Genomic DNA, 10,553 nt, shown 5'->3' on the forward strand with positions numbered 1-10,553 from the left:
GCGCGGCCCGCCCGGTCAGATGGCAGCCGGGCTGCCGGGCTTTTACTTGCTGGACGTTTACTTGCTGGCTGTGGGGCTCGGCGTCGGGCCTGCCGTCTGCTCGGCCTTGGGCAGGTACTGCTCGGGCATCGGGGAGCCCGGGAACCACTTCTGGTACAGCTTCTTCCACGTGCCGTCCTCCATGGCGGCGGCCAGGCCCTTGTTGAGGGCCTCCCTGAAGGCCGTCTTGCCCTTGGCCACAGCGAAACCGGCGGGAGCGTCGAAGGACGGGATGTCAGCGGCGCTGACCAGTCCGAACTGTGTCTCATAGGCTTTGGCGGCCTCATAGTCGAGGAAGTGCGCATCGACGGATCCGCTGTTCACCGCGGAGATCGCGGTGTTGTTGTCCGGGAAGCGCACCAGGTTCGCTGAGGTGAAGTTTTTGACGGCGTAGGCCTCCTGCAGCGTTCCCTGCACGACGCCGAGACGCTTGCCGGCGAGCCCGTCGGCGCCGGAAATGCCCGAGGTCTTCGTGGTGATGACGGTCAGGTAGCCGGCCAGGTAGCCGTCAGAGAAGTCGACGGTCTGCTTGCGCTTGTCCGTGATGCCGATCGCCGCAACGCCGGCGTCGAACTGACCGTTGGAGACGGCGGCGAGCAGTCCGGAGAAGTCCTGTCCGGTAAAGACGACCTTGTCGATTCCGGCGCGGTGGGCGACGTCCTTGAAGAGTTCGACGTCGAAGCCGGTGAAGTTACCCTGGGCGTCGGCGAAGGTGTACGGCTTGGAGTCGCCCAGGCTGGCTACGCGGATGGTGCCCGGCTCGATCAGGCCGTAGGGGTTGTCCGCCGGCGAGGACGTCGCGGAGGAGGCTCCGCCGCAACCGGACAAGGCCAGGACCGCGGCAACCGCGGCGGCAATGAGCGCCCCGGGGCGCAGCTTGTTTCCTGTGTTCACAGCGTTTTCCAATCGTGGGAGTAAGGGGCGGGGAGGCGGGCAGCGACCCCCGTGGTGCGGGACTGTCGATGGGAGTCTTGCTGAGTCCGGTCTCAGTCCCTAGGATTGAGACCGGACTCACATCGATTGCTAGAAATGTAATCTAAGCCACACAGGGCCGTCAAGGGTCCGCTACGAAAGGCCGTAATGAATAGTGATGCTTCCCGGCGCCGCGACGTCACTGTCGCGGACGTCGCCCGGGCCGCCCAGGTATCCAAAGCCCAGGCCGCCCGCGCCCTGGGCAATTACGGGGCCGTGAGCGACGACGTCCGCGAGCGGGTGCTGGCCGCCGCCGAGGAGCTGGACTACCGGCCCAACGAGGTCGCCCGCAGCATGAATACGGGCAAATCCCACACCATCGGCGTGGTGGTCGGTGACATCGAAAACCCCCATTTCGGCCTGGCCACCCGGGGCATTACCGACACCGCCAAACGCAGTGGCTTTAACGTCATCCTGATCAACACGGACGAGGACACGGCGGCGGAAATTGACGCCGTTCGGGTGCTACTGGACAAGCGTGTGGACGGCCTCATTGTGGCGCCGGCGTCGTCCGTGGAAACGAAACATTTACGGCGCGTTCACGAGTCCGGCCGCCCGCTGGTCCTGCTGGACCGGAAGGCGCCGGGGCTCGATGTGGATACCGTGGCCGTCGACATGGAGGACATCTCCCATGAGTCCACGTGCTACCTGATCAACGCCGGCCACCGCAGGATCGCGTTCATCTCGACCCTCAGCGCGGACGGCCCGTACCACGACGGAATGCAGCTGGACTCGTCCCAGATTTCGGACCGGCTCGACGGCATGCGGCGCGCGTTCGCCGAAGCCGGCCTGCAGCCGCCGGATGACTTCATCCGCCTCAACGCCGGCGACGAGGAGTCGATCAAGAAGATCACCCGCGAGCTGCTGCAGCGCCCGGACCCGGCGACGGCTATCATCGCCTCGGACGGGCTGATTGGCCTGAGCGTCGTCGAAGCCATCCAGGAGCTTGGCCTGTCGATTCCGGAGGACGTTTCCTTCCTGATGTACGACGACTTCGCCTGGACCCGGCTCACCGCTCCTCCGCTCACCGTCATTGCGCAGCCCGTCTATGACATGGGCGTGGCGGCCGCGTCGGCCCTGATCCGGCAAATTGAAGGCCGGAAGGCGCCCGCGGCCGCTCCTTCGTTCACGGCCGAGCTGATCCGCCGGGGCTCGGTCGCGGCCCCGCGGGTGGCGGACGGGGGCCCAGCCAAGTAGGCCGTTCTGCGGCCGGGCCACGGATCGGTGAAACGCGCGATCCCACCTCTCGCTGACGGGCAGGTGGGCGGCGCCCCGCCGTCCGCGGACGACGGCGGGACCTCCCGCCGCCGTCGTCGTTCTCGAGGAGTCGCTCCGGCCGACCGGGGCCGGGGTGGACACGGCGATGAAGCGCCAGACAACGGCGGGCGTCCGAGTGCCAGCTTCCGGGTTCCCGCCTTTTCGTGCGGGAACCCGGGCAGGCCTTGTTCAGGCCTGGCGGTACACCTTCCGCGAAATGGTCAGGCTTACCGCCGCGATGACAGCAACGGCGACGAGGTAGTACCCCGGCACCAGCAGGGAACCGGTGCTACCGATCAGCCACGTAAGGATAAAGGGTGCAAATCCGCCAAAGACGGTGACCCCAATGTTGTAGCCCAAGGAGAGTCCGGTGGAACGAATGCGCGCGGGGAACATCGAGGACATGATGGCCGGCAGCGGCGCGAAGTAGGCGGTGGCGAGTACCGATAGAACGAGTTCGACCACGATCATGGTGGGCAATGCCGGCGCAGCGATGAGCACCAGGAACGCCGGGATGCCGACGATGATGGTTCCGGCGGCGGCCCAGGTCATGACCCGGGCAGGCCCCACTTTGTCGGCCAGCATGCCGATGAACGGGGAGCCGATGCTCATCACCACACCAAAGATCAGGGTGGACAGGAACGCAACGGTTTTCGGCATGCCGAGGTTCACGATCGCGTAGGTGGGCATGAACAGGGCGATGTAGACGCCGACGGATCCCAGCGAGACGACGCCGACGATGGCCCAGAGCCGGCCGCCGTTGCCGATGAACGTCTCTTTCAGGGGCGCGTTGGACCGCTCCGTGGCCAGGAATTCCGGTGTTTCCTCCATCTTGGACCGGATGTACCAGCCCACAGGTCCGATGGCTAGCGCGAAGATGAACGGAAGCCGCCAGCCCCAGGACTCGAGAGACTGCGTGCTGAGATAGCTGTTCAGGACGAACCCGAAAATTCCGGCAATCAGGATCCCACCACCCTGGGTGGCCACCTGCCAGCTGCCGTAAAAAGCCTTCCGGCGGGGTGCATACTCGATCAGGTAGGCCGTGGCCGTGCCGAATTCCCCGCCGGTGGCAAATCCCTGCAGGAGCCGGGCGACCAGCACCAGGAGGCTGGCCGTGACGCCGATGGCGGCCGCTGTCGGTGCAAGAACAATTAGCAGGGTGCCGACGAACATGACGAGGATTGATACCAGCATGCCAGCCTTCCGGCCGGCCTTGTCCGCATAGCGTCCGATGATGATGCCGCCAAGCGGCCGCATGATGAAGGAAACACCAAAGGACGCGAAGGTCAAAAGCAGCGACGCTGCTTCATTGTCCGTAGGGAAGAACAGCTTGGAAATGGTGACGGCGAACGTGCCGTACACAATCAGGTCGAACCACTCGAGTCCGTTGCCGATGGAGGCTGCGACGACGGCTTTACGGGCATTGCGTCGTTCCAATGCAAGGACGGCGGGCGGACGGCTGTCCAGGACCTCATCACTCGGGCCCACCCCGGTGGCGGTTTGATGGCTCATGGCATTGCGGTCCGTTCAGTAGTGGAGAGGTGCGCGGCGAGGGCCTGCAAAAAGCTCTCGCACGCCGCGATCTGGGATAGCTCGATGTATTCGTTGGCCGTGTGCCCCTGGTCCATGTTGCCTGGACCGCAAACCACAGTGTCGATGCCGGCGCGCTGGAAAAGTCCGGCCTCGGTGGCGTAGACCACTGATCCTTCGACGGCCTCGCCGGTGAGGTCCTGGGCCAGTTCGAGTGCGGCGCGCGGGCCCTCGGGGCTGAGGCCCGGGACCGTGCCCAGCGGGACCATACGGATGTCCGCCGCGGGGTTCTCCTGCTGGATTTCGGCCCGCAGCGCCGCCAGGTGCTCCTCGATCCGGGCAATAACCGCCTTAGGGTCGTCGCCCGGAATGGTCCTGAACTCGAATTCGAAGTCACACTTTTCGGCAACGGTGTTGACCGCTGCGCCGCCGCTGACGACCCCCACATTGGCTGTGGTGTAGGGAACCACAAAGGTCTTATCGAACGGGCCGGAAAGCCGGTGTTCGTCGGCGAGGGAGCGGATGAACGCAATGGCCCTGGCCGCATATTCGATGGCGTTGACGCCGGTGGAGGTCATGGAGGAGTGCGCGGCGATCCCGCTGACAGTGACGCGGTAGAGCTGGCTGCTCTTGTGAGCCGAGACGGGCCGCATGCTGGTCGGCTCGCCGACGAAACCGATCCGCGGGTGGATCCCGCGGGCGGCCAGTTCGGCGAGTAGCACGACGGCGCCGTGGCAGCCGACTTCTTCGTCGTAGGTCCAGGCGAAGTGCAGCGGCTCCGCGAGCGGACGGGACAGGAATTCCGGCAGAAAGCCCAGGATTGCACCGCTGAAAGCCTTCATGTCCGTGGTGCCTCGGCCGTAGAGCCGCCCCACCCGGATCTCTGGGGTGAACGGGTCGCTGTCCCAGGCCTGCCCGTCCACGGGGACCACGTCGGTGTGGCCGGCGAGCATGATGCCGCCGGTCACCGCACCGTCGTGGGCCGGGATCGTGGCGAAGAGGTTGGCTTTGTTGCCGTCAGGGCTGGGGACGATAAGTGGTGAGATCCCGTGGGCGGTGAGCTCGTCCGCCATGCAATGAATCATCGCCAGGTTGGAATTGCGGCTGGTTGTATCGAAGGAGACCAGCTTCTCACTCCATGCGAGCGCGGCGGCGCTCGGGCTGGCGGTCGCCGGATTGGCGGCGGCCGGTGCGGTGGTGGACGTCATGGGCAGGTTCCTTGGGGAGGTGGACGGGCTGGAACGGAGGAGTCTGCGGCGACAGGCGCAGCAGTTAGGTCACGACGCACGGCCGCACTCCATCCGGCGCGGTCGTTCAGCAACAGCAGGCGTCGAGAGGACCCCGTACGCAGCAAGCGTCATTTCGCACTACCGCGCTGCAGCTGGGACCGCGTTCCCACCAGTATTCGGGGAATCCACCACCCATGTCAACAGTATGAGCGCGATTTATTCATTTTATTGAATGGAGGATTGTCTGTCGGTCTATTAGAAGGACGGCGGCGTCATAGCGCCGATCAGCACCGCGTCCTTCGACGTCGGGTTGCGGTACCAGTGGGGTAAGGACGAGTCGTAGGTCAGCGAGTCGCCCTCCTCGAGGTCGTACCCCACGCCGTTGACGCAGACGTGGAGCCGGCCCTGCACTATGGTCACGCACTCCTCGCCAGGATGTACGAACGGGGCGTCCTCGTTGTCCCACCCAGCAGCGATTTGGGCCCGCAGCATGCCCAGTTGGCCGTTCATATGGGGCGTCAGGAGTTCATAGATGAGGTTGTCCTCGGCAACTTCCAGGCGCCGCCTGTCCTCGCGCCGGACCAGCGCACCGCCTTGGTCCTTCGTGTCGAAGAAGCGTCCGACCGGCACTTTCAGGGCCTGGGACAGCTTGATCAGCGTCGTCAGCGACGGGTTGCCCTGGCCGCGCTCAATCTGGCTGAGCAGGCCCGGGCTCAGACCGGCCGCCGTCGCGAGACTGCCGATGCTGTAACCAGCCTCGCGGCGCAACTGCAAGACCAGCGCTCCGACGGCGGTCATGGCACGCTCGGCCTGGTCCTCCACGGCGGGGCGTTCCATGCCTACGTCAAGGTGGGCGTGAGTTTCCATACCCCGATCGTCCTTTATGGTGAACGTATCGTCAACATAATGAATTCGTGGACGTACTTTTGAGTTAGTCCAGGACAGCTTAATCGTCTATTTAGCCCAGTCGGCGTCGCCGTAGGGGCGGCCGCGGAAGTGAGCGCGGAGGTACTCCCCCACCACGGCAGCTCCCAGATCCCCCGACTCCGGCGCCACGACCCGGCCGCCGATTCGGCGGGCCATCCGCTGGACGAACCGTTCCAGGCCCGGGTCGTCGCCGAGCCGGAAGAACGTGGCCTGCGTGCCGGCGCGCCCAAGTCGGTCCAGCTCGGCGACCGTAACGCGGATGCTCTCCGGGTCCGGCGGCCAGGAGAACCACGACTCGCCGTCGGCCAGCAGGTGCGCCGTGGGTTCACCGTCGGTCACCACCAGGAGGACCGGCTGCATGGACGGGTGCTGGCGGAAGAACCGGCCCGCCAGCAGCAGGCCGTGGTGCAGGTTGGTGCCCTGCTCGCGCAGGGCCGGCAGCGCCGTGAGCTCGCCGATGTCCATGGTCTGCGCATAGCGGCCGAACGTGATCAGCTGGAGCCGGTCGCCGCGGAATTTGGTTGAAACGAGGTGGTGCACGGCGAGCGCCGTGCGTTTCATTGGCACCCAGCGTCCCTCGGCGGCCATCGAGAAGGACACGTCGACCAGCAGGGCGACGGCGGCCTGCGTGCGCGCCTCCGTCTCGGTCACCTCAATGTCGTCCATGGCGAGGCGCAGGCCATGGCGCGGGTCGCCGCCGTCGGCGATCGTACGGCGGATCGCGTTGGTGATGGTGCGGGTGACGTCCCAGGGCTCGGCGTCGCCGAACTCCCACGGGCGGCTGGAGCCGGTCTGCTCCCCGGCGGCTCCGGCAATGCGTGTGTCCCGGCGCCCCTGCCGGCCGGAGAGTTGCTTGGCGGTGTCCCGCAGCAGGGACCTGCCGAGCCGCCGCATGGCCTGCGGTGAGAGCCGGAGGTCGCCGTCGGCCCCGCGTTGGAGGAAGCCACCGTCGTGCATGGCCCGCTCGATGTCCGCAAGAGTTCGTGCCGACACGGCGGCATTTTGGCCGAGCTGGCGGGCGAGGGCGTCCAGGTCCAGGTCGTCCAGGCGGGACCCGTTGTAGGACTGGGAGAGCTGTTCGGCGAGCTCGTCCAGTTCGGCGAGGTCCTGGAGCACGCCGGTGCCGTCGCCGAGTCCCAGCCCCTCCTCCCCGTCGAAGCGTTCGGAGCCGGACCAGTCCTCGCCGGGGCGCAAAGCCTGCAGGTTGGAATCGAGTTGGCCCAGCTGTGCCATAAGCTCGGGCGAGCCGAACGCCTCAGCGGACAGCCGCATCAGCTCCTCGCGCTGCTCGGCGGACATGGACTGCAGGAGCCGCTGGGCGGCGGCCGCGCGCTGGGCCAGCGCGTCCACCAGCTCCTCGATCGACTGCGGGTTCTCCGGGAAGAACTGGCCGTGCGTGGCCATGAACTCCTGGAAGTCCGCGTCCGTGTCCTCGCCGCGGCGGTGTTTGTCGAGCAGCTCGTTGAGGTCCTGCAGCATCCCCCTGACGGCCGCTCGGTCCTCCTCCGTGGCGCCCTCGAGCGCCTGCTTCATCCCGGCGAACCGCTGGTCCAGGATCTCGCGGCCCAGCAGATCCTTGATCCGCTCGTAGGCCTCCCGGGCGGTGCTCGACTGCCAGTCATAGGAGGCGAGCTCGTTGACCGCAGCCGCCGTGGATTTGGGCAGGTTCTGCAGCTGCATCTCCCGGAAGCTGCGGTCGGTGTTGTCCATCATGGCGTCGCGGGCGAGCTGTTTGCGCTCCTCCAGCACCGCAGTCTCAAGCAGCTTCTGGACTTCGTTGAGGGTGCCGTCGAGCCGGTGGCGGCCCAGCAGTTCACTGCGTCGCTGCTGGACGCGGGCGGCGAGGTCGTCGAGCCCTTCCCTGTTCCTGCCGCCGCGCCGCAGGTACTCCTGGAGGGCGTGCCGGGGCGAGTAGCCTGCCATAACGTCCTCGGCGACAGCGTCCAGTGCCTCCGCCAAGTCCACCGGCGGCGCGAGCGGATCCGGTCCTCCCCTGTACCGGCCGTACCTGGACCGGTTGTGAGCGGTCATGAGACCTCCTCAGCCGTAGATGGTCGCCTCGTCGTCGGACTCCTTGGAGATCCGCCGGGCAAGGTAGAGACCTTCCAGTGCAAGTTCGACGGCGGCGGCGCGCTGTCCGTCGTTCGTGGCGCCCAGGCGCTTACTGATCTCGTCGTAGAGGCTTGAGCCGTTGAGGGTCGGGAGGTTTTGGAGGAACTCCCGCGCCGTGACCAGTTCCCCGGTGGTCACCGTAGCGCGGCCGTCCAGCGCAGCCACGAGCGGACCCATGTCGATGCCGTGGAAGTGCGCCCGCACGGCCTCTGCGGTGGCCATGCGCAGGAGGTGGTCGAGGACGTCCTGTTCGCGTCCTTCCTCACCTGACTCGAACTCAATCTTCCCCGCGAGGACGTCCACTGCGGCGTCCAGATCGATGATCCGGGCGACGGCCTCGTCCTCTCCGCGCACACTTGCGCGGCGCAGGGCCGCCGCGGCGACGGTTTCGGCGCCGGCGATGGCGAACCGCGCGGAGACCCCGGAGGTCTGGTTGATCGCCGGAGACTGCCTCAGCGCCCGGGTGTAGCGGGCCAGGATTTCGAGGATGACGGGCGGGACGCCGGCCACCAGATGCCCCTCCTGCCGGATGACGGCGACCTCGTCGTCGAGCTCTATCGGGTAGTGGGTGCGGATCTCGGCGCCGAAGCGGTCCCTCAGGGGCGTAATGATCCGGCCGCGGTTCGTGTAGTCCTCCGGATTGGCCGACGCGACGACGAGTACGTCGAGCGGCAGCCTCAGCACGTAGCCGCGGATCTGGATGTCGCGTTCTTCCATCACGTTGAGCATCGAGACCTGGATCCGCTCGGCGAGGTCCGGCAGCTCGTTGATGGCGATGATCCCGCGGTTGGAGCGCGGGACCAGGCCGTAGTGGATGGTTTCCGGGTCCCCGAGACGACGGCCCTCGGCGACCCGCATCGGGTCGACGTCGCCGATCAGGTCGGCGACGGAGGTGTCCGGCGTCGCGAGCTTTTCGACGTAGCGTTCCGAGCGGTGGCGCCACGCCACCCGGAGCCGGTCCCCCTCCGTGAGGACGCGGGCGCGGGAATGCTCCGTAATGGGCTCGTAGGGGTGTTCGTTCAGTTCCGAGTCCTCGATCACGGGCGACCACTCGTCCAGCAGCCCGGCCAGGGTGCGGAGGAGCCGTGTCTTGCCCTGTCCCCGTTCGCCGAGCAGCACGATGTCGTGGCCGGCGAGCAGGGCCCGCTCGAGCTGGGGCAGGACGGTCCGGCTGAAGCCGAACATCCCGGGCCAGGGGTCGCGGCCGGCGGCGAGCGCGGCGAGCAGGTTGTCGCGGATTTCGCGGCGCAGGTCCTTGTGAACGTGGCCGGAGGCACGCAGTTCACCGACAGTGAAGATTTCGGGGCGATCACTCACTCCTCCACCGTAGACCTCCACCGTGGGCGGAATCGAGGGATTCTTTCAGATTCCTGCGTATTGGGCCCGGACGCGTCATAGCGCTCTGCGGCTCCCCCTTCCCTCGCAAGCTCGGGCGGGGCCCCTGCCGCTACGCTTAGATCCTGATGACTGCAGCAACGCCGGCATCGCCGGCACCCGCGACTTCACCCGAGCGGCAGGGCACGCTCCTGCTGCTGGTGCGCCACGGGGAGACGCCGACGACGGGGACGGTACTGCCGGGGCGCACCGCCGGGTTGCATCTGTCCGACCGCGGCCGGGCCCAGGCCGAACGCGTGGCGGAACGACTCGAAGGCTTGTCCGTCGATGCCCTCTATTCCTCACCGCTGGAACGCGCCCGTGAGACGGCGGAGCCGACGGCGGCCCGCACCGGACTGGAGGTGAAGCACGACGACGGACTGCTGGAGTGCGATTTCGGCGAGTGGACCGGGTCCGCGATCGCCGACTTGGCGACCCTGCCGGAATGGCAGACCGTCCAGCACAGCCCGTCTGCGTTCCGCTTCCCGGGCGGCGAGAGCTTCCCGGAGATGCAGGCCCGGATCGTCGGCGCGGTGGAGGCACTGTGCACGGCCCACGCCGGGGGCGTGGTTGTGTGCTTCTCCCACGCCGATCCCATCAAGGCCGCCGTCGCCCACGCCCTGGGCACCCGCCTGGACACCTTCCAGCGCATCGTCATCAGCCCGGGGTCGGTCTCGGCCATCTCCTTTGTGGAGGGTCAGGACCCCGCCGTGCACATGGTGAATTCGACGTCGGACGCCCTGAGCGGGCTGAGGGCGCAATGAAAAGGGGGCAGCCGGTGTCCGGCCGGGAGCTGACGCTGCTCGCCGAGGGCAGCGTCGAGCTGCTCGGACGCATCCCGCGCAGCAGCAACGAGACGTTCCTCGTCCAGGTCTCCTGCGGTGAAGACACGGCCTATGCGGTCTACAAGCCGGAGGCCGGGGAAAGGCCGCTGTCCGATTTCGAGCCCGGACTCTACCGGCGCGAACGCGCCGCCTACCTGCTCAGCGAGTCCCTGGCGTGGGGACTCGTGCCGTTGACGGTGATCCGCGAAGACGCTCCGCTTGGGATCGGCTCGCTGCAATGGTTCATCGAGTGCGACTTCCAGGAGCATTACTTCACGCTGTACGAGGA

The 10,553-nt window shown here is 67.0% G+C and carries 9 protein-coding genes; 3 read left to right on the forward strand and 6 right to left on the reverse strand.

What is annotated here, in order from left to right:
* Nucleotides 1–57 precede the first annotated feature (57 nt).
* Nucleotides 58–945 (reverse strand): ABC transporter substrate-binding protein, encoded by an 888-nt coding sequence (locus tag AC1DES_RS16745; protein ID WP_476896831.1) that lies wholly within the window; start codon nucleotides 943–945, stop codon nucleotides 58–60.
* A 174-nt stretch (nucleotides 946–1,119) separates the two neighbouring features.
* On the opposite strand from AC1DES_RS16745, the gene AC1DES_RS16750 reads away from it, so the two are divergent.
* A complete protein-coding gene (locus AC1DES_RS16750; protein ID WP_476896832.1) occupies nucleotides 1,120–2,208 on the forward strand; it encodes a LacI family DNA-binding transcriptional regulator in 1,089 nt (362 codons plus the stop codon).
* 249 nt (nucleotides 2,209–2,457) lie between these two features.
* Here the strand turns inward: AC1DES_RS16750 and AC1DES_RS16755 are convergent, their stop codons facing one another.
* The 5 genes from AC1DES_RS16755 to AC1DES_RS16775 form a co-directional block, all read right to left on the reverse strand.
* Complete coding sequence (locus tag AC1DES_RS16755; protein WP_476896833.1) at nucleotides 2,458–3,780, reverse strand: MFS transporter; 1,323 nt, start codon at nucleotides 3,778–3,780, stop codon at nucleotides 2,458–2,460.
* Entirely contained in the window at nucleotides 3,777–5,006 is a 1,230-nt protein-coding gene (gene argE, locus AC1DES_RS16760; protein WP_476896834.1) for an acetylornithine deacetylase, read from the reverse strand. The genes AC1DES_RS16755 and argE overlap by 4 nt, the downstream gene beginning before the upstream one ends.
* Before the next feature lie 276 nt (nucleotides 5,007–5,282).
* Nucleotides 5,283–5,894 carry a helix-turn-helix domain-containing protein gene (locus AC1DES_RS16765; protein WP_476896835.1) on the reverse strand — a complete coding sequence of 204 codons (612 nt, stop codon included), beginning with the start codon at nucleotides 5,892–5,894 and terminating at the stop codon, nucleotides 5,283–5,285.
* 87 nt (nucleotides 5,895–5,981) lie between these two features.
* Nucleotides 5,982–7,985, reverse strand: a complete 2,004-nt coding sequence (locus AC1DES_RS16770; RefSeq protein WP_476896836.1) for a vWA domain-containing protein — start codon at nucleotides 7,983–7,985, stop codon at nucleotides 5,982–5,984.
* 9 nt (nucleotides 7,986–7,994) lie between these two features.
* Nucleotides 7,995–9,383 (reverse strand): sigma 54-interacting transcriptional regulator, encoded by a 1,389-nt coding sequence (locus AC1DES_RS16775; protein ID WP_476896837.1) that lies wholly within the window; start codon nucleotides 9,381–9,383, stop codon nucleotides 7,995–7,997.
* A gap of 146 nt (nucleotides 9,384–9,529) precedes the next feature.
* On the opposite strand from AC1DES_RS16775, the gene AC1DES_RS16780 reads away from it, so the two are divergent.
* Both AC1DES_RS16780 and AC1DES_RS16785 read left to right on the forward strand, forming a co-directional pair.
* Complete coding sequence (locus AC1DES_RS16780; protein ID WP_476896838.1) at nucleotides 9,530–10,204, forward strand: MSMEG_4193 family putative phosphomutase; 675 nt, start codon at nucleotides 9,530–9,532, stop codon at nucleotides 10,202–10,204.
* Nucleotides 10,205–10,218: 14 nt separating this feature from the next.
* A partial coding sequence (locus AC1DES_RS16785; protein ID WP_476896839.1) for a protein kinase family protein occupies nucleotides 10,219–10,553 on the forward strand: 335 nt, incomplete at its 3' end.

This window comes from Arthrobacter sp. 05T442, assembly GCF_056395945.1.

Bases quoted from the DNA above. Each gene is read 5' to 3' on its own strand.
- AC1DES_RS16780 (WP_476896838.1), top strand. From the start codon at position 9,530: ATGACTGCAGCAACGCCGGCATCGCCGGCACCCGCGACTTCACCCGAG.
- AC1DES_RS16770 (WP_476896836.1), bottom strand. From the start codon at position 7,985: ATGACCGCTCACAACCGGTCCAGGTACGGCCGGTACAGGGGAGGACCG.
- AC1DES_RS16750 (WP_476896832.1), top strand. From the start codon at position 1,120: ATGAATAGTGATGCTTCCCGGCGCCGCGACGTCACTGTCGCGGACGTC.
- AC1DES_RS16765 (WP_476896835.1), bottom strand. From the start codon at position 5,894: ATGGAAACTCACGCCCACCTTGACGTAGGCATGGAACGCCCCGCCGTG.
- argE (WP_476896834.1), bottom strand. From the start codon at position 5,006: ATGACGTCCACCACCGCACCGGCCGCCGCCAATCCGGCGACCGCCAGC.
- AC1DES_RS16755 (WP_476896833.1), bottom strand. From the start codon at position 3,780: ATGAGCCATCAAACCGCCACCGGGGTGGGCCCGAGTGATGAGGTCCTG.